We start from the raw sequence: 25,295 nt of genomic DNA, 5'->3' as shown, positions 1-25,295 counted from the left end.
GCGGCTCAAATGAGGTTCAAGATGCATGTGAACCTCAGGCGACGTTCAACCGTCTTCGGTGTGAATCGCGCTGACGGGGCGCGCGTTACAGGGGATTGGTGAGAGGTGTATATGGCCGTCGTTGACAAGGTGCAGGCCGAGTCATCGACCAGCCATGACCAGCGGCGCCCGTCCTTCCAGAGCTGGAGCGGATCCTACCGGCGGGTCGCCGGGTACCTGGACTTCCTCAGCATGCTGATGGCCGGCGTGATCGCGTTCGTGCTCCGGTTCCCCGGCGTCCCGACCGACCTGAACGCGCCGTACGTGGCGCTGACCGTCGCGCTTCCGATCGTGTGGGTGCCGACGCTGATGCTGTGCCGGGCCTACCAGCCCCGGTACGTCGGCGTCGGGTACGAGGAGTTCCACCGGGTGCTGCGGGCCGGGTTCATCCTCACCGCGACCGTCGCGATCGTCGCGTACGCGACCAAAACCGAGGTCGCGCGCGGCTACGTGGTGATGGCGCTGCCGCTCGGAACGGTCCTCGCCCTGCTCGCCCGCTACCGGCTGCGCAAGTGGCTGCACCGCAAGCGCTGGAACGGCGAGTGTATGCGCCGCGTCGTCGCCGTCGGGCACCGCACGTCGGTGGCCGACCTGATCCGCGAGCTGCAGAAGAAGCGCTACCACGGGATGGACATCGTGGCCGTGTGCCTTCCGCCCGCGCTCGCGTCCGGCGACGACGCGGTGGCCGAGGTGGAGGGCGTCCCGGTGCTGGGCGACTTCGCGCAGGCGGCGGCCGTGGCCGACCGCGTCGCGGCCGACTCGGTCGCGGTGCTCGCCTGCCCGGAGATGGACGGCGTGGCCCTGCGCAGGCTGGCCTGGCAGATCGAGCGCAACGACGTCGAGCTCGTGGTCGCGCCCGCGCTGATGGACGTGACCGGCCCGCGGATCTCGATCCGCCCGGTGTCCGGGCTGCCGCTGCTGCACGTCGAGCACCCGGAGCTGGACGGCGGCCGCAAGGTGTTCAAGGGCCTGTTCGACCGGGTCGCGGCGCTCGGCGCGCTGCTCGCGCTGAGCCCGCTGCTGGCGCTGGTCGCGATCCTGATCAAGTTCTCCGGCGAGGGCGGCCCGGTGCTGTTCCGGCAGACCCGGGTCGGGCGCGGCGGCCGCGAGTTCACCGTGCTGAAGTTCCGCACGATGGTCCCGGACGCCGAGGCCCGCCGCCTCGAACTGCTCCAGCAGAACGAGAACGACGGCGTGCTGTTCAAGATCCGCGCCGACCCGCGGGTGACGCCGGTGGGCCGCTGGCTGCGCCGCTACTCGCTGGACGAGCTGCCGCAGCTCTTCAACGTGCTGCGCGGCGACATGTCGCTGGTGGGGCCGCGCCCGCCGCTGCCGGAGGAGGTCGCCCAGTACGGCGGCGACGTGTACCGGCGGCTGGTCGTGAAGCCGGGCCTCACCGGCCTCTGGCAGGTGAGCGGCAGGTCCGACCTGACGTGGGAGGAGTCCGTCCGGCTCGACCTGCGCTACGTCGACAACTGGACGCTCGCCCTCGACCTCCAGATCATGTGGAAGACCTGGTCGGCGGTCTTCCGCGGCTCCGGCGCGTACTGAACCGGAGGCCCCGCGCGGGCCCTTCGGCACCCCTTCGGCGACCCTTGGGCGCCCCTGCCGGTCGCCGACCGGTGGCCGCGGGGGCGTACCCTGACGCGGGCGCGGCGCGCTCGGACGCGCGTGAGACAGTAGATCGGACAGAACGAGCCGAATCGGGAATGTGATCGACGGATGACGGTGGATGCGGCCGCGGACGACCACGAGCTGGCGGCGGAGCTCGCCGGCACGGCGGGTCGCCTGCTGCTGGACGTGCGGGACGAGGTGGGCTTCGCCGACGCGCGGGCCCTCAAGGACGCGGGCGACCTGCGGTCGCACGAGTACCTCATGGCGGCGCTGGCCGAGCGCTGTCCCGGCGACGCCGTCCTGTCCGAGGAGGGCCGGTCCGCGGCCGCGGGCAAGCGCACGGGCGGCGGCGAGCGCGCCCCGACCCGCAACACCGCCGACGCCGAGCGGCTGACCGCCGGCCGCGTCTGGATCATCGACCCGCTGGACGGCACCCGCGAGTTCTCCGAGGAGGGCCGCCGCGACTGGGCGGTGCACGTGGCGCTGTGGCGGCGCGACCCGTCCGGCGGCGGGCGGCTCGCCGCCGGGGCCGTGGCGCTCCCGGCGCAGGGCCTGATCCTCCGCACCGACGCCACCGGCGGCGCGTCGCTGGTCCGGGACGACGCGGGCGACCCCGACCCGGTGACCGCCGGGTCGCGCAGGGCGCGCGGCGCGCTGCCCCGCGAGGTGCCGCTGCACGTCCCGGCCCCGGACGCCGGCAAGCTGCGCATCGCGGTGAGCCGCACCCGGCCGCCGGAGTTCGTCCGGCGGATGGCCGATCAGATAGACCTCGATGTCGAGATGGTGCCGATCGGGTCGGCGGGGGCGAAGATCTCCGCGGTCCTGCTCGGCGAGGTGGACGCCTACGTCCACGCGGGCGGGCAGTACGAGTGGGACTCGGCGGCCCCGGCGGCGGTGGCCCTCGCGGCGGGGGCGCACGCGTCCCGCGTCGACGGGGCCCCGCTGGAGTACAACCGGGAGGACCCGCGGCTCCCGGATATCCTGGTGTGCCATCCCGTGTCGGCGTCGACGCTGCTGACCGGCATCGGGAGCGTGTCCGGCGCGTTGCCCTGACCCCTTCCCGCCCGAGGGCGGGATTTTTTCCGCGGCGGCCGGGCGTTCGATCCGGAGGGGACGTCCGTCCCGCGGCCACTCGGTTGCATCTGCCAGTACAGCGTGAAAGAGCCCACACCATGCCTCAGACGACGCAGCGTTGTGATTACCTGCTGTCTCAGTTGGACGTGCTAGAAGCAGAGTCGATCCATATCTTCCGCGAGGTCGCGGCGGAGTTCGAGCGGCCGGTGCTGCTGTTCTCCGGCGGCAAGGACAGCATCGTCATGCTGCGGCTGGCGCAGAAGGCGTTCTGGCCCGCGCCGATCCCGTTCCCGGTGATGCACGTCGACACCGGGCACAACTTTCCCGAGGTGATCGAGTTCCGCGACCGGATGGTGGCGGACGTCGGGGTGCGGCTGGTGGTCGCCTCGGTGCAGGAGTCGATCGACAGCGGCCGCGTCGTGGAGCAGAAGGGGCGCCGCGCGTCCCGGAACCGGTTGCAGACCACGACGCTGCTGGACGCGATCGAGGAGCACCAGTTCGACGCCGCGTTCGGCGGCGCGCGCCGCGACGAGGAGAAGGCCCGCGCCAAGGAGCGCGTGGTGTCGTTCCGCGACGAGTTCGGCCAGTGGGACCCGAAGAACCAGCGTCCCGAGCTGTGGAACCTGTTCAACACGAAGATCGTGCAGGGTGAGCACGTGCGCGTGTTCCCGCTGTCGAACTGGACCGAGCTCGACATCTGGGACTACGTCCGCCGCGAGGAGCTGGCGCTCCCGCCGATCTACTTCGCGCACACCCGCCGCGTGTTCGAGCGCGACGGCCTGCTCCTGGACGCCGAGACCGGGTTCGCGAACCGCGGCGAGGACGAGCCGGAGTTCGAGGCCACGGTCCGCTACCGGACGGTCGGCGACGCGTCCTGCACGGGCGCGGTGAAGTCGGCGGCGGAGAGCCTGGAAGAGGTCATGGAGGAGATCGCCGCGACCCGGGTCACCGAGCGCGGGCAGACCCGCGCCGACGACCGCACCAGCGAGGCCGCCATGGAGGACCGCAAGAAGGAGGGCTACTTCTGATGGCCGCCACCCAGCCCCCGGGGGGAGCCTCGCTCTCCGGCACGACCCCGTCCGGCAAGAGCATGGACCTGCTGCGCTTCGCCACCGCCGGCAGCGTCGACGACGGCAAGTCCACGCTGATCGGCCGCCTGCTGTTCGACTCCAAGTCGATCTTCGAGGACCAGTTGGAGTCGGTCGAGCGGACCAGCGCCGACCGCGGCGAGGAGTACACCAACCTCGCGCTGCTGACCGACGGCCTCCGCGCGGAGCGCGAGCAGGGCATCACCATCGACGTCGCCTACCGGTACTTCGCGACGCCGCGCCGCAAGTTCATCATCGCCGACACGCCCGGCCACATCCAGTACACCCGCAACATGGTGACGGGCGCGTCCACGGCCGACCTGGCGATCATCCTGGTGGACGCCCGCAAGGGCATCCTGGAGCAGTCGCGGCGGCACGCGTTCCTGACCACGCTGCTCCAGGTCCCGCACCTGGTCGTCGCGGTCAACAAGATGGACCTCGTCGACTACGACCGCGGCGTGTACGAGCGGATCGTGGACGAGTTCACCGCGTTCGCCTCCAAGCTCGAGGTGACCGACCTGACCTTCATCCCGATCTCGGCGCTGCACGGCGACAACGTCGTCGAGCGCAGCGTCAACATGACGTGGTACGAGGGGTCGTCGCTGCTGCACCACCTGGAGCACGTCCACATCGCGTCCGACCGGAACCTGATCGACGTGCGGTTCCCGGTGCAGTACGTGATCCGCCCGCACGCGTCCACCGACCCCGACCTGCACGACTACCGGGGGTACGCGGGGCAGGTCGCGGGCGGGGTGCTGAAGCCGGGCGACGAGGTGGTGCACCTGCCGTCCGGGCTGACCACGACGATCACCCACATCGACGGGCCGCGCGGCCCGGTCGCGGAGGCGTACGCGCCGATGTCGGTGACGCTGCGGCTGGCCGACGACATCGACATCTCCCGCGGCGACATGATCGCCCGGCCGCACAACCGGCCGGAGGTCGCGCAGGACATCGACGCGATGGTGTGCTGGATGACCCCCGACCGGACCCTCATGCCGCGCGCCAAGCTGGTGATCAAGCACACCACGCGGACCGCCAGGGCCGTCGTGAAGGGCCTGCACTACCGGCTGGACGTCAACACCCTGCACCGCGACGAGGAGGCGACCGGCCTCGGGCTGAACGAGATCGGCCGCGTCTCGCTGCGCGTCACCCAGCCGCTGTTCGTCGACGACTACGGCCGCAACCGGCTGACCGGCGGCTTCATCCTGATCGACGAGGCCACCAACAACACCGTCGGCGCCGGAATGATCACCGGCGCGCGCTGAGCCGGGGCGCCGCGGGACGCCGTCCCGCGGCGCGCTCGGAAAGCATCCGTCCAGGCTCCCGGTCCGTCCCCCTCGATTCCCCTCGATAGCAAGGCAGGCCATCGATGCCCCCTTCCGTCGGCGTCGTCCTCCCGACGCACAACCGGCCGGAGCTGCTGCGCCGCGCGCTGGAGTCGGTCCTCGCCCAGGAGTACGACGGCGACCTGCGCGCCGTCGTCGTGTTCGACCGGGCCGAGCCGGACGCCTCGCTCGCCGGGGACCGCGTCGAGGTGATCGCCAACACCCGGGCGCCGGGCCTCGCGGGCGCCCGCAACACCGGCATCCAGCACCTCGGCACCGACCTCGTCGCGTTCTGCGACGACGACGACGCATGGCTGCCCGGCAAGCTCGCCGCCCAGGTCAAGGCGCTGGAGGCCGAGCCCGGCGCGGTGCTGTGCAGTTCGGGCATCGTCATCGACTTCGACGGGCGCGAGCTGCCGCGCCTCGCCGGGACGACCAGCGTCACCTACGACGCCCTCATCAAGGACCGGATGATGAGCGTCCACTCGTCCACCTACGTGGCGCGCCGCGAGCCGCTGATCGAGATCGGCATGGTGGACGAGACGATCCCCGGCAGCCAGGGCGAGGACTGGGACCTCGCGCTCCGCGCCGCGCGCCGCCACCCGGTCGTGAACGTCGACGAGCCGCTCGTCCGCGTGCTGTGGGGGCTGACGTCGTACTACGCGCAGGCGTGGGAGACGAAGGTCGCGGCGCTCGAATGGTTCCTGGAGCACTACCCGGAGATCGGCCGCGAGCCGGGCGCGGCCGGGCGCGTCTACGGGCAGCTCGCGTTCGGGTGCGCCACGGTCGGCCGGCGGCGGGACGCGCTGCGCTGGTCGGCCCGCGCGCTGCGCGCGAACCCGGCCGAGCGGCGGGTGCCGTTCGCGCTGGCGGTCGCGTCCGGGGTGGTGTCCGGCAAGCGGGTCCTGCTCGCCCTGCACACCCGGGGACGCGGAATCTGACCGATGCCTGCCGTTTCCCCGCTTCCACCACCTTTTCCCATGTCGCGACGCTAGTGTCCCCGCTACCGCCCCCGCGTCCGTCAAGGCCGTCCCAGTGTTAGAAGGAGCCCTTCCGTGCACATCTCCGCCCGCCGCATCGCCGCGTCCGGGACGCTCGCGCTGGCGCTCACGCCCGCGCTCGCGCTGACCGCCGTCCCCGCGCACGCGCAGGTCGACCTCGACGCGGTCGCCGAGGGCATCACCGAGAGCGGCTACTACGTCGACTCGCACGCGAAGTACTACCAGTCGGACGGCGCGCAGGAACTGCTCCGCACGGCGCAGGGCCGGTCCGTGGCGGTGTTCATCGCGATCGTCCCGGCGGGGAACGACCCGGCGGCGATCCTCCAGCGGCTCCCGGGCCTGATGCACCGCAAGGGGACGTACGCGGTCCTGGCGGGCGACCAGTTGAAGGTGTCGTCGAACGCGCTGCCGGACGCGCAGGTGAAGTCCGCCTACACGAAGGCCGTCGCGGGCGCGAAGGGCAAGCCCGACCTCGCGCTGCTCCACTTCGTCCGGACGCTGCCCGAGTCGAAGTACGCGCCGCCGAAGCCCGGCAAGCCCGGCAACAACGGCAAGCCCGCGCCCGCCGCGCAGACGCAGCAGGAGGAGCGGACGCTCGCCCAGTCGCAGCCGACCGGCCCCGCGACCGGGTCCGTGGCCGCGAGCCCGAAGGACGACGGCGGGTCGGCGATGCCGTTCGTGCTGGGCGGCGGCGGCCTCGTGGTCGTCGCGGCGGCGGCGGGCGGGTTCCTGCTGCTGCGGAAGCGGTCCGCGAAGCCCGCGGCGGCCGGGGCGCCGGCCGGGGGCGGGCAGCCGCTCGTGCCGCCCGCGCAGCCCGCGGCCGACCCGGGCGAGGCGCGGGCCGAGGCCGCCAAGCCCGAGCCGCCCAAGGACGCCTGAGCGTCTTCCAGGAGGGGTCAGGGCGTTCGGGGGGCCACGAGCAGGATCAGGTGGCGTTCCCCGGCGCCCGCGGACACGCTCTTCCCGGGGGCGCCGCCGAGCGACGTCGCGACCTTGCCGGGACGGCTGCGCGCCGCCCGCCGTCCGGAGCCGAGCTGGCCGCTGCCGCCCGCGCCCCAGGTCAGCGGCGTCCCGTCGGTGAGGATCGCCGCGCCGTACGCCTCGCCCGCGAACACCTGGGCCGCGCCGCGGAGCTTGCCGTCGCCGTCCTCGTCGACCACGTGGACGGGGGACGTGCGCAGCGTCAGCGTCCCGTCGCCGAGCTGCCCGGCGGTGTTGTTGCCCCAGGCGACGACCGTGCCGTCCTTGCGGAGCGCGTAGTTGTTCTTCTCGGCGGCGGCGAGCGCGATGACCCCGCCGAGGTGGCCCTCGCCCTCCACGCCCGACACGAGCGTCGGGGTGAGCCGGTCCTGGCGCGTCCCGTCGCCGAGCTGGCCGAGGTCGTTGTGGCCCCACGCGGCGACCCGCCCGTCGTTCAGCAGCGCCAGGCCGTGCTGCCCGCCGACCGCGACGCGGACGACGCCGTTCAGCCGCCCGGCCCCGTACAGGCCGCGGACCGGCACCGGCAGCGCCCGGTCCTCGCGGGTGCCGTCGCCGACCATGCCGAACGTGTTGGCGCCCCACGCGAGCACCTGCCCGTTGCGGCGCAGCGCCAGCTCGGTGCGCCCGTCGGCGGCGATCGCCGTGATCCCGCTGAGCGGGCGCTCCCCGTCCGGGGACTTCACGGTCGTCGGGTAGAGCGGGCTCTCACGGTCGCCCGTGCCGCGCTGGCCGGACGCCCCGACGCCCCACGTCACGACGGTGCCGTCGCGGCGCAGCGCCATGGAGAAGTCGGTGTTGGCGCTGACGGCGACGACGTCGCCGAGGTGGCCGTCCTGCCCGTCCGGGGCGAGGACGGGGACCGGGACGCGGCTGTCGCGGGTCGTCCCGTCGCCGAGCTGCCCGTGGTCGTTGGCGCCCCACGCGACGACCGTCCCGTCGCCCTTGACGGCGAGCGAGTGCCGCCCGCCGCCCGCGACCGCGCGGACCCCCTCCAGGCCGACCGGGGCGAGGTTCGGGTCCTTGGCCGGGCCCGGACGGCCGAGCTGGCCGTTCTCGTTGAGGCCGCTCGTCCAGACGGCGCCGGCCGGGCCGCCCGCCGCACCGGCGGCGGGCGGCGCGGACGCGGGCGGCGACGCGGCGGGCGCCGCCGTCCCGCCGCAGCCCGCCGCCAGCACGCCGAGCGCCACCAGCGCGGCCGTGAGACGCCCGCCGATCACGCCTTCCGGACGCACGCGAACAGGTGCCTGCGGTAGTTGTCCTCGTAGGGCGGCCGGGCGTCCTCGTCCGGGCCGAGGTCGACGATCTCGTCGAAGCCGGTGTTCTCGCGCAGGAACCGCTCGACGCGGGCCGGGTCCCAGCCGCGCAGCGACTCGGCGAACCACTTCTCGTTGTCCTGGCCGGTGTCGAAGAACAGCACCCGCCCGGTGGCGCGGTCGAGCAGCCTGATCAGCTCCTCCGCGCTCACCGACCCCCGGCCGAGGACGAAGTGGTGCAGCAGGCTGAAGCACGACACGACGTCCCAGTGGCCCTCGTCGTGCCCGCCGAGGAACTCGACGGCGTCGCCCGTGGAGATCACGCCGTCGGGGAGGCCGTACACGGCCTTGCCGAGCGGGACGGCCAGCGGGTCGCGCTCGATCCCCTCGGCCTCGAACCCGCGTCCCGCCATCTGCGACACGAACCAGCCGTAGCAGCTCGCGACGTCCAGGTACCGGCCGCCGGAGACGCCGCGCTCGGCGAGGAACGCGTCCATCTTCGCGAGCCGGTCGGTGCACTGCCGGACGGTCGTCCAGCCGGTCTCCAGCTCGGGCGCGTCGATCGGCTGGTACAGCTCGTGGGTGCCGTCGAGCCAGCTCATCTTGAGCAGCAGGTCCTGCAGGGGAGTGGTGACGGGCAGCCACTTCGCGACGACGCTCGCGCCGTCCGCGCCGCTCATCGCCGCGATCGCGAGGCGGTGGTGGCCGTCCAGGATCTGGAACCGGTCCGAGCCGCGGACGGGCGCGACGAGCACCGGGTCCTGCGGGCCGCTCTGCTGCGGGCGCGGCGCCCCTCCCGGGACCTCCTCGCCCCGGTAGCGGGCCACGAACGCGCGGGCCGCCGCGAGGACGCCCGCCTCGTCGGCGCCGCCGAAGTAGTTGCCGCCCGCCTCGATGCAGCGCAGCCCGAGCCGCCCGTAGGCGCTGCCGAGGATCTGCTCGTCGGTCAGGTCGGCGTGCTCGTCGGCGAGCCGCAGCAGGCCGACGTGCGGGCCGTCGAGGAACGGGGTGGACGGCCACAGCAGGTCGCCGGTGCGGTCGGCGAACTCGCGGGCGGTCCAGCCGCCCTGCGCGCCGACCAGCAGCTTGTCGAACCGGACGGGCACCTTCCACGGGCGGCGCAGCACGGCGGTCGACACCGCGACGCGCGCCGCGGCCGGGATCGGCAGCGAGCGCCCCGCGTCGACCAGCCGTCCGTACACGGGGCCGCTCGGCGCGAGCCCGCTCTTGCGCAGCACCGCACGGGACTTGCGGCGCACCTGGTCAATTCCTGTCATGGTTCCCGTGGGGGGACGAGCCCCCCACACCCCCTCGCTCAATCATGGGTTCAGTTGGTGGCTGGTGTCGTGTCGGGGACCGGCGGGACGGTGACGCCCGCGGGCCCGGATGCGGGCCGGCGGCCCCGCCGTCCCGGGAGCAGGGAGGCGAAGGCGGTCAGGGACAGCCGCTCGCGGCCGGCCCAGAGGAGGACGACGTACAGGACCGCGCCCGGGACGAGCCCGGCGGCCAGCGCGGCCGGACTGGAGCCCGCGACGAGCCGGACGGCCAGCGGCACCGCGGCGAAGCTCACCACCGCCGAGCCGCCCGCCCAGAACAGCCCGGCGCTCGCCGGGGACATGCCGAGGATGCGGCGGACCTGGACGAGCGCCAGCAGCGTCCGGACGAGCAGCCCCGCCGCCCGCGCCGCCGCCGCGCCCGCGATCCCGAACGGCGGGATCAGCAGGACGTTCAGCACCAGGTTCACGGTCAGCGCGGCGCTCTGGTTGACGAGGCTCAGCCCGCTGCGCCCGGCCATCAGCAGCATCACGTCGCGGGCCCCGGTCGCGGTCGCGACCAGCATCGCCATCGCGAGGATCACCGTGACGGTCTCGCCGGTGCCGCGGTACCCGTCGCCGAACGACGCGACGTACACCGGCGCGCCCACCGCGATCGACAGGTGCACCGGCCAGGCGAGCACCAGGTTCCAGGACGCGCACACCGCGAAGATCCGCTGCGCGCCGGTCCGGTCGGACAGGGCCATCAGCTTGCTCACCGCGGGCTGCATGACGTTCTGCACGGCCTGCGTGACGAGCTGGCTGATCACGATGAACCGGGTCGCGGCCGTGTAGATCGCCGCCTCGCGGGGCGAGCTGAGCGCCGCGACGAGCACGATGTCGGCGCGCTGGAACGCCGTCTGGCAGATCTGCGCGAACGCGCGCGGCCCGGTGAACCGCCAGAAGTCGCTCGCCAGCGGCCCCCACCCCGTCTGGGCCGGGGAGTGCGGGGGGGCGCCCTCCCACGATGAGCCGGAACCTCCCGGCGCGACCGGTCCGGCCGCGGCGGACGGGGCCCGGCCACGGCGGCTGATCTTGAGGTACCAGAGCGCCGCGACCACGATGCACGGCAGGTAGGGCGCGGCCCACGCGAACGCCAGCCAGGTCGCGTCGTCGGACAGCACCGCCGCCGCGATCACCCCGGCGACCTGGAGCGTCTGCCGCAGGATCTTGTCGACGAGGACGGTCGGCCGCATCGACCCGTAGCCGCGCGTCGCCGCGAGGAGCGCGTCGTGCGCCCCGGCGAGCGGCAGGAACAGCGCCAGCACCCGCACCATCCCGACCGCCTGGCCGGGGTCGTCGGCGCCGATGTGGCCCGCCGTCCACGACGAGGTCGCGGCCAGCACGAGACCGGCGACCGCCGCCGTCGCCGCGACCGGGACGAGCGCGACCGGGACCGTCCGCAGCGCCGCCGCCCGGTCGCCGAGCGCGAGGTGCCGGGGCAGCCAGCGCAGCAGCCCGGCGTCCGTGCCGAGCCCGGACACCGCCTGCAGGATGATGAACAGCGACGTCGCGGCGAAGAACGTTCCCGCGATGCGCTGCGAGTACAGGTGCGCGACGAGGAAGACCAGCGCCAGGCCCTGCACGCCGGCGACCGCGGCGCCCACGAGGTTGAGGGCGCCGCCCCTCGCCAGCCTGTTCAGATTGGGCCCGCCGGACGGCTCCGGTTCAGGACCCGGCATGGCGGCCCGCTTTGTGCGGCTTCTTCCCGTAGCGGGGCATGCCGGGGCCGGGCTCGGCGGCGGCCGGGCCCTCCGGCGCGTCGTCGGGCTGCTCGGGCGGCATGTACTTGGAGATGTCCTCCTGCGTCCGCGTCGAGGCCGACTCCAGCGCGGCGGCGGCCTCGGCCTGCTCGGCCGCCGCGTCGGCCTCGCCCTGGGCGAGGTCCGACGGCGGCGCGGGCGGCTTCGGCGCGACCGGCTTGCCCGGACCCGAGGGCGGTTCGAGCGCCAGCGGGCCGCGCGGCCGCGCGGACCCCTGCGGCGGGGCGCCGCGCCGCGAGCCGCCCGGCGCCCGGCGCGGCTGCCGGGACGGCGCCTGCCGCGGATCGCGGGGCTGCTGCTTGATCTGCGGCTGCTGCTTGATCTGCGGGAGGGCCTGGGTGGTCAGGGACGCGGCGTCGGCGTCCTGGTCGTCCTCGGCGCGGGGACCGCCCGGCCAGTAGCCGCCGTCGTCGGACGGGTCGGGACGGCGCGGGTCGTCCGGGACGGGCTGCTCGTCCGCCCAGCCGAGGGACGCGTCGCCCGGCACCCGGGTCTCGCCGCTGCCGCGCGTGTCCGCGGGCACCCGCGTCTCGCCGCTGCGCTGCGGCGCGCGGGCCTGCCGGGGCGGCGCGGCCTGCCGCTGCGGGCGGCCGCCGCGCTGCTCCGGCGGCTCCAGCAGGGCGCCGAGCACGGTCACGCCCGCGCGCTCGGCCTCGATGTACGCCTGGCGCAGCTCCTCGCGGGTCGTCACGCCCTGGTTCACGACGAGGACGACCGCGTCCACGAACGTGCACAGCGCCTGCGCGTCGGCGTCGTGCAGGCTCGCCGCGTTGACGACGAGGTACTCGCTGCGGCGGCGCAGCACCTTCACGGTCTCGCGCATCCGCGGGCCGCTGTAGCGGTGCGCGGCCTCGCGGGCGCGCGGCCCGCGCGGCAGCAGCCGGAGCTGCGAGTCGGTGTGGATCAGCAGGGTGGCCGGGTCGGTGCCGCTGAGCAGCGTGTCCGACAGGCCCTTGCCGGGACGGGCGCCGAACAGCCCCGTCATGTCGGCGTCCTCGGTGGTCGCGTCGATCATGATGGTCTTCGCGCCCGCGAACGCCAGCGACACCGCGAGGTTGGCGCTCGCCAGCCGGGCGCTGCCGCCGGGCGTCGCGCTCGTGACGAGCAGCGCCACCGGGGTCTGCGGCGCGGTCGCGACGACCGCCGCGCGCAGCCGCCGGTACGCCTCGCCGACCGGGCTCTTCGGCGCGCTGACCAGGGCGAGCGTGTCGCCGCCCGGACCGCCGGAGGGGATCGTGGAGAGCGCCCGGACGCCGAGCCCCTCGATCGCCTCGGCGTTGCGCAGCCGCTGGTTCAACCGCTCCCGGAGCAGCATGATCACGAAGCCGGCGACCAGCCCGAGCAGGAGGCCGCCCGCGCCGTACATCGCGGGCCGGACGATGCCGGGGCCGCTCGGCGCGGCCGCCGGGGTGATGACCTGGCCCGGGTCGATCGGGGTGCTCGCGATGTCGTTGGACTGCTCGTCGATCACGCCGAGCTGGTTGTTGTAGGCGGTGATCCGCTGCGCGATGGTCGCCTTCTTCGACCCGGACGCGAGGGCCAGCTCGCGGTTGGCCTGGTCGAGCTGCCGCGTCACCTTCGCCGCCTGCGCCTTGAGCTTGGTGAGCTGGTTGTTCACCACGCTCTGCGCGCGCTGCGTCCGGTACTCCAGGTAGGCGTCGGCGAACGCCTGCGCGCCCGCGCGGGCGTCGCCGGAGTCGCCCGTCGTGTAGGTGAGGCTGAGCACCTGCGTGTTCGGCGGGGCGGAGACGCCGATGGCGCCCTCGGCCTCGTGCCCGAGCTTCTTCGCGACGATCCGCGCGACCCCGTCGGTGGCGACGAGCTGCGCCTCCGTCTGCAGGTTCACGAGGTCGTCGCCGCGGCCCTCCGGCGAGTACGGGTTGCCCTCAAGGGGGGTGACGAGGACGGTCGCCGTCGCCTTGTACGGCGGCGGGATCACGATCTCCAGCGCGATGCCCGCGCCCGCCCCGGCGACGCCGAGGACGATCAGCATCGCCGCGTACCGCCGGACCAGGGCCAGGAGCTGCCCCCCCTGCGGGTCTGCCGTCTGGTCAGCTCCCACGACGAATCCCCTCATCGATCCGCGGATGTCTTTTCATCACGACTTTAACCGCGTGTTGCACATGGACGGTTCCGTTCATCTCAACCTCGTCCGGGAGCGGTGGCTCGGTGCGGGGATCTTGCCGGAGGTCCCACCGGGGGCTCCGCCGGGGTGCGCCGCGTGGTCCGGGGCGCCGGGCCCGCGAGCGCGGGGGAGGTCAGCACGATGGCGCGGGGCGGGTTCGCGGACTGGTCGAGGGCCAGCACGCCGCTCGCGACCTCCCGGTCGAGCGCGCGGCCCTTCTCCACCACGACCAGGACGAGGTCGCTGGCGGCGGCCGCCGCGATGGTGTCGGCGCCGGTGATGTCGGGCGTGGTGATCACGACGACGCGCGACTCGCGGCCGGCCTTGTCGACGGCGCGGGTGAGCTGCCGGTCGTCGTCGCTGCGCACCAGCCGCACCCCGAACGTGCGGGGGACCGGGTCCGGGGACGGCGGCTCCGCGTCGCCCTCCCCGGCGATGCGCAGCACGGTCGACGCCGAACCGCCCTCGGTGCACAGCTCCGCCAGCTCGTAGGCCAGCTCGGTGCCCGCCGCGCCCGGCACGCCCGCGACCAGGACCGTCCGCGCCTCGGCGTCGAAGACGAGGTTGCGCAGCCGGCGGCAGACCTCGCGGTGCCCGCCGCCGAGCGTGCTCGCCTCCACCATGATCGGCAGCCGGGAGTGCAGCCGGATGTCGGCGGGCCGCCGGATGCGCCGCGGCCGGGTCTCGCGCAGCAGCACGAACGCGACCCAGGCGAGGAGGCCGAGGCCGATCCCGGTCGCGACGGACACGTCCCGGTTCGGGTCGTCGCGGTGCCGCGGCAGCGTCGCCGCGCGCAGCACCTCGCCCGGCTGCTCCGCCCTGCTCTTCAGGCCGGAGATCTGCTGCTGGACGTCCCGGATCTGCTTCATGATCGCCTGGCGGCGGGTGCGGGTGGTGACGCGGCGCAGCTCGTCCTCGTCGCCGGGCAGGGCGTCGAGCTGCGTCTTCAGCAGGTTGAGGTTCTGCTCCAGGGCCGTCCGGTTGCGCTCCTGGATCTGGCCGAGGATGCGGGCCCGCAGGCCCAGGTACGCCTCCGCGACGACGGAGGCGCCGTCCCGCGCGGTCCGCGGCGACCGCGCCCGGACGCCGATCGTGAACACGTGCGTGTTGGACGGCACGCTCAGCTCGACGCGCTCGCGCAGCTCGTCCCGCGAGGCGTGGAAGCCCGGCTTCGCCGACAGCGTGGACAGCACGCTGTCGGACCAGACGAGCTGCGCCTCGGTGTCCATCGTCGTCTCGCGCGGCTGGCGCTTGTTCGTGTCGATCGACGACCCGATGTTGATGCCCGGGTGCAGCGCCACCGGCGGCGCCAGCACCGAGATGTGCGCGGTGTAGGTCGCCGGGGTCAGCGCGACCTTGGCGCCGCCGAGCGCGCAGCCCGCCACCACCGCGATCACCAGCGCCGCGAGGTGCCGCCGGACGGCGCCCGCGTACCGGGTCACGGGGATCGAGTCCGGCGCGAGCGGCGGTTCCGCCTGCACGCTGGACGGGCCGAGGGTGCGCTTGCTCATCGCCGCCGGGTCACCCTGCCCTCCGCCGCCAGGCGGGCTCCGCGCCGAGCAGGGCGGCGAGCTTGTCGTCCCAGGGCGCGTAGTGGTCGGCCAGCCGGCGGTGCAGGTGGTCCGGCAGCGGCGAGCCGGGGCGCGCGTTGTGCCGCTCGAACGAGTCGGGCCGCCACGCGGGCAGGCCGAGGAACTCCAGGATCGCGTCGTAGCAGGGCTCCGGCTCGGCGAAGAAGTCCTCGGCGTAGGCGACGTGGACGCGGTCGCGGCCGAACAGCTCGAACAGCCGTCCGATCTGTTCGGCGTACTGGCCCCGGTCGACGTAGGAGTGGTGCCGGTGGCTGTGGCTGACGTACGCCGGGTCGGCCTTGATCCTCTCGACCTCGCCCGCGAGCCGCTCGGCCTCCAGGTCGAGCGCCCGCTCGAACGGCTCGGTCTCGAACCCGCGGGCCAGCTCGTGCTTGTGCGCCGAGTACGCGCGGATCACCGGGTCGCGGAGCAGCGCGACCAGCTTCACGTCCGGCAGGTCGCGGGCGATGCGCTCGGGGGCCAGCGGATGGTGCATGTAGTACCCGGCCGACTCGAACGCCAGCGGCCGCGCGTCCGGCATGGCGGCGGCGACGCGCCGCTCGGCCCGCGCCCGCACCGGGAAGTGCCCGCGGTACCAGCCGAAGCCGCGCGGGTAGTTCACGTCGAAGTAGTGCACGCCCTTGTGGAAGTTCGGCTGGACGACCGCCGGGTGCGCGGCGAGCGCCCGGAACAGCGACGTGGTGCCGCCGCGCTGCGTCCCGACCATGAGGAAGCCGGGCATGACGCGGGCGCCGGAGGTGAGGCGTCCGCTCGCCCGGGTGGCGGCGCGGCCCGCCTCCTTGACCCACTGCGGGGCGTCACGGCGTGAGATCACGGGTTCCTCCCGGCGATGGTGGAGTGGAGCAGGGAGAGCAGGCGCTCGGTGTCGGCGCGCAGCGGCTCGCCGATCGGCTCCTGGGCGGCCAGCAGGTAGCGGCGGCACAGCTCCAGCAGGTACAGCCGGACGGTCGCGTCCGCCGCCGCGCCGGTCAGGCCGAGCGGCTCCAGGACGGCGGCGGCGCCGTCCGGCCACGTGGCGTAGGGCGGGCCGGATGCCGTGCGCCTTTCCTTCTGTAGGGCCTCCTGGAGCCGGTAGTGCAACAGGTCGAAGCCGTTCGGGACGCCGCGTCCGAAGCGCTCCCAGTCCCACAGGCGGAGGACGCCGCGGTGCCAGGCCATGTTCCAGGGCGTCCAGTCGCCGTGCCAGGCGCCGAAGTCGAGCGGCAGGTCGCCGTGCGCCTCGCCGGTACGTTCCACGACCTCGCCGAAGCGGGCGCGCTGCCCCTCGTCGAGGACATCGGCCACGCTCGCGGCGGTCGCGTCCCAGAAGGGGCTGTCGCGCAGCGGCGTCCGCTCGACGCCGCCGACCTCGAACAGGGCCCGCATCTCCGCGACCGGGGCCCGGCCGCGCGGGCGCCAGCCGCGCGCGCTCGTCGGCAGCGGCTCAAGGACGAGCAGGTCGAGCGCCCGCCACGTGCCGTGGTGCAGCAGCCGGGGGACGTGGACCCGGCCGTCCAGCCGCCCGTTCAGGTAGGTCAGCGCCGCGGCCTCCCCGGCGAGCAGGCCGCGCGCCGTGCCCGTGTCGCCGACCTTGACGAACGCGACCGGCTCCCCGTCCGGCGACAGCACGTGCAGGATCGGCTTGCGGTTCGCGCGGGCGCTGCCGAGCCCGATGCTGACCACGACCGGGCGGCCGAGCAGCTCGGCGAGCCGGTCCTCGATGGACGGCCCCCCGCCGGTGATGCGGAGGCGGTCCTTCAGCGTCCGCTCCGGAAGCCCGGTGCGGACCGCCGTCGCGGTGAGGCCGCGCGACACCCGCTGCTTCACGCCGAGGTCGTGGCTGTACCGGCGCAGCGCGCTCGCCGCCGCGCCCGGCAGCCCGGCCGGGACGAGCAGCCGCGGGTGCTCGGCGTCCGGCAGGAACGCCAGTTCGCGGCGGGCGCCCTCGGACCGTCCGGGACCGACGGCCGCGACGGCGGCGTCCGGCCACAGCTCCCGGGCGGCGTCGATCCAGGCGTCCCGGACCCGCTCGCCCGCCCGCTCGCCGGTCGGGGCGCTCATCGGGACGTCCCGGCGGTCAGCGCCCGCGCGAACGGGTGCACCTGGTCGCCGGTGGCGTCCCGCCTGGCCCGCCACATCAGCGCCACCGCGATCATCACCGTGTACAGCGGTACCTCCACCATGTCGTAAGTGATCATGAAAAGGGCGAGGGCGATCAGCACCGAGCACCCCGCGAGCGAGTAGGCGCCGCGGTCCCGCCAGTGCCGGAAGAAGCGGATGAGGAAGAACGCGGCGAACGCGACCGTCCCGACCAGGCCGTTGGCGAACAGCAGCAGCCACAGGTGGCCCTGCGTGCCGAGCGGCGGGGAGCCGCACGCCTTGCAGCCCTCCTTGTCGCCGCCGGAGACCTGGCCGAGGTCGCCCTGCACGTTGCGGGTCGAGCCGAACCCGACGATCGGGGACCCGGCGAGCACGCTGCGCGTCGTCTCCTCGGCGAGCATGGTGCGGCGGTTGTTGCTGTGCGGGTTGTCCAGCCGGTCCTGGACGAGCCCCGGCAGCGGCGACAGCGCGACGACGATCGCCCCGGCGGCGGCCATCCCGGCCGTCCAGGCGATCACCCGCGGGCCGCCCACCTGGATCAGCTTGACCACCCCGAACAGCCCGATCGCGCCGAGCGCGCCCCACAGGCCCCGGTTCAGCGAGTAAACGACCGGCCACAGCGACGCGGCGAGGATGGCGAACCCGGCGATCCGGCGCCGCGGCTGGGCGCGCAGGATCCAGGTCAGCAGGAAGTACGGCAGGAAGAAGGCGTACGCGGCGCCCCAGGTGTTGGCGTAGGCGAACGGCGCCATCGGCCGCGACTGCTCGAAGCCGAGGATCGACTCGATGTCGGCGACCTTCGGATGGACGATGTCGCGCACGAACGAGTTGCTCGTCAGCCCGTGCGGCAGGACCATCTCCATCGGCGACGTCAGCTGGATGGACGGGAAGAACGAGCCGATCAGGCCGCCCACCGTCGTCACGATGAACATGTAGCCGAGCAGCTTGCCGATCCGCCCGGACGGCAGCTCGCGTTCGCTCAGGTTGCCGATGTACAGCAGGACGACCGTGAACGAGACGTACCAGGCGAGCCGCCACCCGTAGACCAGGAGGCGGCTGAACCCGCCGCCCGGCTCGGCGAGCGGGGCGTCCGCCCACAGCACGAGCAGGCCGAGGACGACCCAGACCAGGAAGAACAGCCACGCCGCGAACCCGAACGGCGCGACCAGCGTGCCGCGCCGCCGCCACAGCGTCATCGCCATCGGCACCGTCATCACGAGCAGCACCACGTTGGCGAGGCCGAGGATCCACCACAGCGGGAAGCCGAGGAACGCGACGCTGAGCGGCCAGCCCGGCCGCAGCCGCCACGGCAGCAGCCGCGCCGGCGCGAGGGGCGTGCTCCCCGCGATCCCTCGCATCCCGGTCAATCAACGCTCCGTTCCCCTGGACGCACCGCCCGGTGCGCGGATCCCGCCGGGCGCCCGGACCGTCCGTCCGCGCGCCCGTCCAAGTGTCCGTCCGGGCGTCCGTCCGCGCACGGGCCGCCCCGCCGCGACTGGAGGACGTTCACCCCGCAGCCAGGGGCGACAACGGAGCGTGGCCGTTTTCGGCCACTATTTCCGGTCGTCCGAAGGGGGGTGGGAGGCGTCCTCCCGAGGTGCGCAGCGTACCCTGCGGGGCACGCTGGCCGTTCTCGCGGACCCGCGGCACGGCGCCGGTCACCTTCCCGCGCACAATACGACACATCACAGGGCAGCTATGCCTCGACTTTGCACGGAGGGCTTGATGGGCAGACGTAGGTGGGGGGCCTTCGCCGCTGGGGCGGTGCTGGTGCTGGGAACGCTGACGGGCCTCGCCGTCGCCGTCCCGGCACAGGCCGACCAGCGGGGATCCGAACCCGGGCACGGGCGCGTCGTCAGCGCCGACCCGGCGGATCACACCCCGCACGTCGTGGACGGCACCGTCCAGTCGATCATCAAGATCGGCTCCAAGATCTACGTGGGGGGCTCCTTCACCCAGGTGAAGGAGGCGGGCTCGAACAAGCCGGTGCTGACCCGCAACCGGCTGTTCGCCTTCGACGCCGGGACCGGCGCGATCGACCCGGACTTCACGCCCAGCCTCAACAAGGGCGAGGCCAGCGTCCTGCTGCCCGCCCCGGACGGCCAGTCGATCTACGTCGGCGGCACCTTCAGCGAGATCAACGGCGTCCGGCACTTCGTGCTCGCCCGGATCAGCGCGCAGACCGGCGCCCCGATCGCCGCGTTCGACCCGCAGCTCGACGCCCGCGTCCGCGACCTCCGGTTCGCCGGCGGGCGGCTCTACGTCGGCGGCACCTTCACCACGGCCGGCGGCGCCCCCCGGGTCGCGCTCGCCACGCTGAACCCGCAGACCGGCGCCCGCGACGACTTCGTCGACCTGTCCTTCGCCGGGACGCAGACCGGCGACGGCATCACCACGATGTACAAGTTCGACATCAGCCCCGACGGGTCCAAGCTCGTCGGCGTCGGCAACTTCAACTCGGTCGCGGGCAGCACCCGCCGGCAGATCGTCATGCTGGACCTCACCGGCCAGTCCGCGCAGCTCGCGAACTGGGACACCGTCCGCTACGCCGACCAGTGCTCGCAGTCGTTCGACACCTACATGCGCGACATCGAGTTCTCGCCGGACGGCAAGTACTTCGTCGTGACGACCACCGGCGCCTACGGCGGCACCGCGAAGCTGTGCGACACGCAGGCGCGCTGGGAGAGCGGCGCGACCGGCGGCGGCCAGCAGCCCACCTGGGTGAACTTCACCGGCGGCGACACCACCTACGCCGTCGAGATCACCGACACCGCGATCTACACCGGCGGCCACTTCCGCTGGGCCAACAACCCGTTCGCGGGCGACCGTCCCGGCCAGGGCGCCGTCGGCCGCGAGGGCATCGTCGCGCTCGACCCCGTCAGCGGGCTTCCGTTCAGCTGGAACCCCGGCCGTGACAAGGGCGTCGGCGTGTTCGACATGCTCGCCACCGACGAGGGCCTCTGGGTCGGCAGCGACACCGACAACATCGGCGGCGAGTACCACCAGAAGCTCGCCCTGCTGCCCATCACCGGCGGGAAGGCCGTCCCGAACCTCGTTCCCGGCAAGCTTCCCGGCAACGTCTACTACGCGGGCGGCACCGGCTTCCTCGCGCAGAACTACCTCAAGCACCGCTCGTTCGACGGGACGACCGCCGGCGCCGAGGTGAGCGACAACACGGGCGGCGTCGACTGGCGGCAGGCCCGCGGCGCGTTCATGCTCAACGGCGAGCTGTTCTACGGCGGGTCCGACGGCACGTTCCGCCGCCGCACCTTCGACGGGACGACGCTCGGCGCCCCCACCACCATCGACGGCGCCGACCAGCTCACCTCGATGACGACCTGGCACGGCCAGGTGCCGAACATCACCGGCATGTTCTACTACAAGGGCCGGATCTACTACACGCGCGGCGGGTCCGCGCTGTACTACCGGACCTTCAACCCCGAGAGCAACGTCGTCGGCGCCCTGGAGTCCACCGCCGTCGGCAACCTCCCGGGCATGAACTGGTCGTCGGTCGGCGGCATGTTCGTCGACGGCGGCAACCTCTACTACGTCAGCAACAGCAGCGGCAGGCTGTACCGCGTCGCGTTCTCCGAGGCGGGCGTGCCCTCCGGCAACAGCACCCAGGTGAGCACCGCCGACTGGCGCGGACGCACCGTGTTCGTCTACGCGGGCACGCCGAACCAGGCGCCGACCGCCGCGTTCACGGCCAACTGCGACGCGCTCAACTGCTCGTTCAACGCCGCCGGGTCCTCCGACGAGGACGGCACCATCGCGTCCTACGCCTGGGACTTCGGCGACGGCAAGGACGGCACCGGCGCCACGCCGCAGCACGCCTACGAGCAGGCCGGCACCTACACCGTCAAGCTGACGGTGACCGACAACCGCGGCGGGACGGGCACCAAGACGCAGGACGTCACGGTGGCGCCGAACCAGGCGAACATCGGATTCCGCGGCGGGTCGGGCGGCAACGCCAACGTCAAGACCGCGTTCGCGCAGATCCCGCCGACCGTCCAGCCGGGCGACGGCCTGATCATGGTGCTGACCTTCAACAGCAGCACGGTGTCGATGGCGACCCCGCCCTCGGGCTGGACGCAGGTCGACTCGCAGTCGGTGGGCGGCGCGACGTCCGTCCTCTGGAAGCGGGTCGCGCAGGCCGGTGACGCCGGAAGCCAGGTCAACGTCGGCCTGAGCGACTACACCAAGGCCGACATCCGGCTGCTGGCGTACGAGAACACCAACGCCACCGACCCGGTCGCGGCCGTGGCCAAGGGTATCGACGGCGGCACCGTCACCGACCACACCAGCCCGACGGCCACCGTGGGCGACTTCGGCGGCTGGGCGGTGACCTACTGGGGTGACAAGTCGTCCACGACCACGTCCTGGACGGCCCCGGCCGGCGTCACGTCCCGCGGCACCGGCATCGGCTCCGGCAGCGGCCGCATCACGTCGCTGATCGTCGACAGCAACGGCACCGTCGCCACCGGCGGCTACGGCGGCAAGACGGCGACCACCGACGCGGCCAGCCGCGCGGCGATGTGGACGATCATTCTCGCTCGTAAGTAGCCCTGTTTGTCCAGGGGGGCGACCCCCTGGAACCCCCGTTACGAACGGCGGGGCGTTCCCGAGTCCGCGTTCGCGGCTCGGGAACGCCCCGCCGTTCGGCTGTGTTTGCCCAGGGGGACGACCCCCTGGAACCCCCGTTGCGAGCGAGGGGCCGCTTCCCGAGCCGCTGGCGCGTCTCGCGAAGCGGCCCCTCGCTCGGCGGGTCGGGCGGCCTCCGGGCGCTGGGCGCCCTACGGCCGCCCGACCCGTGGCCTCGCTCAGGTCGAGTCCAGAAGGGTTGAAATCGGGCTCGTCCAAGAGGGCGGTCTGGCGCCGTGACAGGGCAGGCGAGTCCGGCAGGGTGTCGAGGGGGCGGGTTCGGGGGCGTGCGGTGGTGTGGGGCGGCGTCGGGGAAAGCAGTGGGTCCCCGGCCGAGCCTTCGGCCGGGGACCCACTGCCTATTTGGGTTCTTGGTGCTTTAGCAGAACTCTCGCCAGGCTGTCTTGCTCTGGGGGTCCAGGAGGCGGAAGTCTCCGGTGCTCCAGTCGAGGTCGAAGTAGGCGACCCAGAGGGCCTGGTTCTTCGCGAGGTAGGCGTTGGTGGCTCTCAGCCAGGCGGCGCGGCGGTCGCCGTTGTCGCCCTTGACCAGGAAGCTGCCCGTCTCGGCCACGCCGAAGGGGAGCTTCTCGGCCCTGCTGGTGGCGATGACCCGGTCGTACATGAGGGACGGGTCGTCGTAGCGGCCCTTCTTCCAGCCGAGGTTGTACACGTCCCAGCCGAGGACCTGGATGACGTCGCGGCCCGGGTAGTAGTCGCGCCAGTCGCGCTTGGACAGCGGGTCGAGGCTCCAGCCCATGAGGACGAGCGTGGCGTGCAGCCTCGGGTTGCCGGCCTTGTCGGCGAGGGTCCGCAGGCGGCGCCAGGCGGCGCGGTAGTCGGCGGCCGTGAACTCGCCGGAGGCGATGTTGTCCTCGGGCTCGTGGTAGTAGACCCAGTAGACGTCGCGGTCGCTGGGCGCGGTCGCGAACCAGGTGGTGAACGCCTTGTCGTACTTGCCGGACAGGACGTCCTTCGGCGCGAGCTTGAACGAGATGATCGGCGGCCGGTGGCCGGTGTTCGGGTTGCCGGGCCACGCCGGCGGGACGCCGCGGTAGAACAGCCGGACGGTCTCAAGCCCGCCGTACTCGCCGTCCATGCGGGTCAGGGCGCGCTGGAACGTCTCGCCCGACTTGAGGTTGAGGGAGACGCCGCAGAGCGTCCGGCCGCCGCCGGGAGTGCCGCCGGACGGCGGCGTGGTCGGCTCGGGCACCTCCCAGGTGGGCTCGGGGCCGGGCGTCGGCAGCGACGTCGCGGTCTGCTCGGGCGTCCCGCCGGAGGCGGACGGGGACGGCGACGGCCGGTCGCCGCGCCGCGTCCTGAGCACGAGGCGCGGGCCCTCGCCGGTCTCCCGCGAGTGCAGGGAGGCCGCCGACCCGGGGCTGCCGTTGGTGATCGCGAACGCGTACCGGCCGGGGCCGGTCACGACGGAGCCGACGTCGAACAGGATCCGGTCGCCGCGGGTGACGGCGGTGGCGACGACCGGGCCCGCGACGGGACGGTTCGTCCAAGACGTGTCGCTCTCCGTCCAGGAGCCGGGCAGGCTGCGCAGCTCCACGTCGCGGGGCCGGTTCTCGGGCCGGTCGAAGACGACCTCCACGCGGGCCTTCGTGACGCGGGGGGTCCCGGCGGGGACGTCGAACGCGACGTACGCCTCGGTGTGCCAGGACGGCCACAGCGACGCGGTGATCTTCTTCGCGGTGCCGAACCCCTTGCCGGGCATCTCGCGGACGACGTAGGTGTCCGCGGCGGCGGGCACGACGGTCCCGGACCCGGCGGACGTGGTGCGGGCGTCGCGGTCCAGCGCGCCGCCGCCGAGCGCGATCGCGCCGGCGGAGCAGCCGACGACGATGAGGGTGCCCGCGGTCGTGAAGTAGAACGCGGGCCGCGGCCCGCGCCGCCGGGCGCGCCGCGCCCGGCCGGGCGGGACGGGCTGCGAGCGGCGCGGGCCGGGCCGGTGATGTCCACCGGGGAACGGGTCGTGTTCAGCCACTGCCGCCCCCTTCATTTCAATGGTCTTTGCCCTCTGTTCACCGCATAGGGCCCGTTTTGTTACCGCCCTTTATCTCACAAGGCCGCTTTCTTCACACCCGTCACGTCCGGAGGCGGCCGGGCTCAGCCCAGCGGGAACATCCCCACGCGGCCGTGGTACTCGTGGCCGAGCTGGTCGGTGTCGCTGCCGACGAGGAGGCCCTTGGGGTCGGCGACGAGGGCCTCGACGCCGTGCCCGAGCGTCCGGGTCGGGTTCCACGAGAGCGCCTTGCCCGTCGCCGGGTTCAGGGCGCCGAGGCCGGGCCGCGACACCGCGCCGGGACCGGCGGAGTCGTGCCCCTGCGGGTTGTCGAGCCAGCGCTGGTGCCCGCCGACGTACACGGCCGCGCCGGTGATGGACGTGGACAGCAGCGTGTCGCCGCCCGTCCAGTTCACCCAGGTCGGCTTCTTGCCGGAGCCGGTGGCGGACGACTCCCAGCGCGCGGCGGAGTCGCACAGCGTGCTGGTGCCGTAGGGGCCGCCGGTGGTGACGACGACGAAGTACTTGCCGTCCGGGGAGAAGTCCATCCCGCGCATGTAGGTGTCGAACGCGCCGAGGTTGCAGGCGTCGGCGTACTCGGTCGTCGCCCAGGTCGACAGCGACGCCGCGCCCGCGCCCGTGTTGATCACCGCGATCTGCGGGCGGCTCTGGCCGTTGACCTTGGTGAACGTCCCGTTGATGACCAGCTTGGTGTCGGCCGGGTCGACCGCCAGCTTGTACACCTTGAGCGCGCCCGAACGCGGCGTGGTGACGCTGAAGTTGAAGCCCGCGTCGGCGGCGCCGGTGAGGGCGTCCACGCGGGCCACGGCGGTGCGGGCCTTGCCGCCCGCCTGCGTGAACGTCCCGCCGATGTAGAGCCGGGAGCCGCGCCGCACCATCGTCGTGACGCGGTAGTTCACGTTCGGCTTGAAGCCGGTGTGCAGCTTGTTGGTGGTGGTGTTGAGCGAGGCGACCGTGCCGGTCTTGGCGCCGTTGACGTTCGTGAACGTCCCGGCGAGGTAGACCCAGCCGCTCGTGCCCGCCTGCAAGGCGTGGACGGTGCCGTCCACCTTCGGGACGAAGGCCGTGCTGACCTTCCCCGTGCTCATGTCGTACGCGAAGAGGTTGTGGCGCTTCAGCGTGGGCTTGCCGCTGCCCGCCTCGCGCACCTCCTCGAAGTTGCCGCCGACGACGACGAGGCCGCCCACGACGGCGACGGCGCGGACGGTTCCGTCAAGCACGTGCGGGGTGTTGTTCACCGGGTTCGCCGAGACCACGGACCCCTGGGCGAGGTCGGCGGACGCCGGGCCCGCCGCGGCGGTCAGGGCGGACGCGGCGAGAGCGGTGGCCGTGATGCAGGCGATTGAACGGCGCATGAATGTGCTCCGGGGTGCGGCCG

The 25,295-nt window shown here is 73.6% G+C and carries 17 protein-coding genes; 7 read left to right on the top strand and 10 right to left on the bottom strand.

Going from position 1 to position 25,295, the window contains the following annotated elements:
- Positions 1-111: 111 nt before the first annotated feature.
- From FXF68_RS16350 to FXF68_RS16325, 6 genes are all read left to right on the top strand, one after another.
- Positions 112-1,590, top strand: a complete 1,479-nt coding sequence (locus tag FXF68_RS16350) for a sugar transferase (RefSeq protein ID WP_148760004.1) — start codon at positions 112-114, stop codon at positions 1,588-1,590.
- A 171-nt stretch (positions 1,591-1,761) separates the two neighbouring features.
- The gene (locus FXF68_RS16345; RefSeq protein ID WP_148760001.1) at positions 1,762-2,706 is read left to right on the top strand and encodes a 3'(2'),5'-bisphosphate nucleotidase CysQ; all 945 of its coding nucleotides are present in this window, start codon (positions 1,762-1,764) and stop codon (positions 2,704-2,706) included.
- Positions 2,707-2,825: 119 nt separating this feature from the next.
- Positions 2,826-3,755 (top strand): sulfate adenylyltransferase subunit CysD, encoded by a 930-nt coding sequence (cysD, locus tag FXF68_RS16340; protein WP_148759999.1) that lies wholly within the window; start codon positions 2,826-2,828, stop codon positions 3,753-3,755.
- 62 nt (positions 3,756-3,817) lie between these two features.
- On the top strand, positions 3,818-5,080 hold the full coding sequence (locus FXF68_RS16335) for a sulfate adenylyltransferase subunit 1 (RefSeq protein ID WP_148760811.1): 1,263 nt from the start codon (positions 3,818-3,820) through the stop codon (positions 5,078-5,080).
- Between the two features lie 104 nt (positions 5,081-5,184).
- Positions 5,185-6,081 (top strand): glycosyltransferase family 2 protein, encoded by an 897-nt coding sequence (locus FXF68_RS16330; RefSeq protein WP_148759997.1) that lies wholly within the window; start codon positions 5,185-5,187, stop codon positions 6,079-6,081.
- Between the two features lie 114 nt (positions 6,082-6,195).
- Positions 6,196-7,020, top strand: coding sequence for a hypothetical protein (locus FXF68_RS16325; protein ID WP_148759995.1), 825 nt, complete (start codon positions 6,196-6,198; stop codon positions 7,018-7,020).
- A 17-nt stretch (positions 7,021-7,037) separates the two neighbouring features.
- Here FXF68_RS16325 and FXF68_RS16320 read toward each other — a convergent pair whose 3' ends face one another.
- The 8 genes from FXF68_RS16320 to FXF68_RS16285 form a co-directional block, all read right to left on the bottom strand.
- The gene (locus tag FXF68_RS16320; RefSeq protein ID WP_148759993.1) at positions 7,038-8,339 is read right to left on the bottom strand and encodes an RCC1-like domain-containing protein; all 1,302 of its coding nucleotides are present in this window, start codon (positions 8,337-8,339) and stop codon (positions 7,038-7,040) included.
- Positions 8,336-9,652, bottom strand: coding sequence for a hypothetical protein (locus tag FXF68_RS16315; RefSeq protein WP_246178736.1), 1,317 nt, complete (start codon positions 9,650-9,652; stop codon positions 8,336-8,338). The genes FXF68_RS16320 and FXF68_RS16315 overlap by 4 nt, the downstream gene beginning before the upstream one ends.
- A gap of 50 nt (positions 9,653-9,702) precedes the next feature.
- Complete coding sequence (locus tag FXF68_RS16310) at positions 9,703-11,370, bottom strand: polysaccharide biosynthesis C-terminal domain-containing protein (protein ID WP_148759991.1); 1,668 nt, start codon at positions 11,368-11,370, stop codon at positions 9,703-9,705.
- Positions 11,357-13,513, bottom strand: a complete 2,157-nt coding sequence (locus tag FXF68_RS16305; RefSeq protein WP_148759989.1) for a polysaccharide biosynthesis tyrosine autokinase — start codon at positions 13,511-13,513, stop codon at positions 11,357-11,359. Before FXF68_RS16305 ends, FXF68_RS16310 begins: the two co-directional genes overlap by 14 nt.
- Before the next feature lie 80 nt (positions 13,514-13,593).
- Positions 13,594-15,087 carry a GumC domain-containing protein gene (locus tag FXF68_RS16300; RefSeq protein WP_148759987.1) on the bottom strand — a complete coding sequence of 498 codons (1,494 nt, stop codon included), beginning with the start codon at positions 15,085-15,087 and terminating at the stop codon, positions 13,594-13,596.
- A gap of 10 nt (positions 15,088-15,097) precedes the next feature.
- Entirely contained in the window at positions 15,098-15,982 is an 885-nt protein-coding gene (locus FXF68_RS16295; protein WP_148759985.1) for a sulfotransferase domain-containing protein, read from the bottom strand.
- On the bottom strand, positions 15,979-17,208 hold the full coding sequence (locus FXF68_RS16290) for a hypothetical protein (RefSeq protein ID WP_148759983.1): 1,230 nt from the start codon (positions 17,206-17,208) through the stop codon (positions 15,979-15,981). Before FXF68_RS16290 ends, FXF68_RS16295 begins: the two co-directional genes overlap by 4 nt.
- On the bottom strand, positions 17,205-18,605 hold the full coding sequence (locus FXF68_RS16285; protein ID WP_148760807.1) for a hypothetical protein: 1,401 nt from the start codon (positions 18,603-18,605) through the stop codon (positions 17,205-17,207). Before FXF68_RS16285 ends, FXF68_RS16290 begins: the two co-directional genes overlap by 4 nt.
- 367 nt (positions 18,606-18,972) lie before the next feature.
- Between FXF68_RS16285 and FXF68_RS16280 the strand changes: the two genes are divergently transcribed.
- Complete coding sequence (locus FXF68_RS16280) at positions 18,973-21,810, top strand: PKD domain-containing protein (RefSeq protein WP_187437953.1); 2,838 nt, start codon at positions 18,973-18,975, stop codon at positions 21,808-21,810.
- Between the two features lie 457 nt (positions 21,811-22,267).
- Here FXF68_RS16280 and FXF68_RS16275 read toward each other — a convergent pair whose 3' ends face one another.
- Both FXF68_RS16275 and FXF68_RS16270 read right to left on the bottom strand, forming a co-directional pair.
- Complete coding sequence (locus FXF68_RS16275; RefSeq protein ID WP_187437952.1) at positions 22,268-23,878, bottom strand: CBM96 family carbohydrate-binding protein; 1,611 nt, start codon at positions 23,876-23,878, stop codon at positions 22,268-22,270.
- 122 nt (positions 23,879-24,000) lie between these two features.
- Entirely contained in the window at positions 24,001-25,272 is a 1,272-nt protein-coding gene (locus FXF68_RS16270; protein ID WP_148759979.1) for a hypothetical protein, read from the bottom strand.
- Positions 25,273-25,295 lie beyond the last annotated feature (23 nt).

Origin of the sequence: Actinomadura decatromicini, from assembly GCF_008121305.1 — a bacterium.
Classification (GTDB): domain Bacteria; phylum Actinomycetota; class Actinomycetes; order Streptosporangiales; family Streptosporangiaceae; genus Spirillospora; species Spirillospora syzygii.
Note: the sequence above shows the minus strand (reverse complement) of the source record. Positions and strands in the feature narration are given on the sequence as shown.

What these genes read in the sequence shown, in the direction of transcription:
- FXF68_RS16290 (WP_148759983.1), bottom strand. Translation starts at nt 17,208, where the DNA reads ATGAGCGCCCCGACCGGCGAGCGGGCGGGCGAGCGGGTCCGGGACGCC.
- FXF68_RS16285 (WP_148760807.1), bottom strand. Translation starts at nt 18,605, where the DNA reads ATGCGAGGGATCGCGGGGAGCACGCCCCTCGCGCCGGCGCGGCTGCTG.
- FXF68_RS16310 (WP_148759991.1), bottom strand. Translation starts at nt 11,370, where the DNA reads ATGCCGGGTCCTGAACCGGAGCCGTCCGGCGGGCCCAATCTGAACAGG.
- FXF68_RS16330 (WP_148759997.1), top strand. Translation starts at nt 5,185, where the DNA reads ATGCCCCCTTCCGTCGGCGTCGTCCTCCCGACGCACAACCGGCCGGAG.
- FXF68_RS16350 (WP_148760004.1), top strand. Translation starts at nt 112, where the DNA reads ATGGCCGTCGTTGACAAGGTGCAGGCCGAGTCATCGACCAGCCATGAC.
- cysD (WP_148759999.1), top strand. Translation starts at nt 2,826, where the DNA reads ATGCCTCAGACGACGCAGCGTTGTGATTACCTGCTGTCTCAGTTGGAC.
- FXF68_RS16315 (WP_246178736.1), bottom strand. Translation starts at nt 9,652, where the DNA reads ATGACAGGAATTGACCAGGTGCGCCGCAAGTCCCGTGCGGTGCTGCGC.
- FXF68_RS16300 (WP_148759987.1), bottom strand. Translation starts at nt 15,087, where the DNA reads ATGAGCAAGCGCACCCTCGGCCCGTCCAGCGTGCAGGCGGAACCGCCG.
- FXF68_RS16345 (WP_148760001.1), top strand. Translation starts at nt 1,762, where the DNA reads ATGACGGTGGATGCGGCCGCGGACGACCACGAGCTGGCGGCGGAGCTC.
- FXF68_RS16270 (WP_148759979.1), bottom strand. Translation starts at nt 25,272, where the DNA reads ATGCGCCGTTCAATCGCCTGCATCACGGCCACCGCTCTCGCCGCGTCC.
- FXF68_RS16280 (WP_187437953.1), top strand. Translation starts at nt 18,973, where the DNA reads ATGGGCAGACGTAGGTGGGGGGCCTTCGCCGCTGGGGCGGTGCTGGTG.
- FXF68_RS16335 (WP_148760811.1), top strand. Translation starts at nt 3,818, where the DNA reads ATGGACCTGCTGCGCTTCGCCACCGCCGGCAGCGTCGACGACGGCAAG.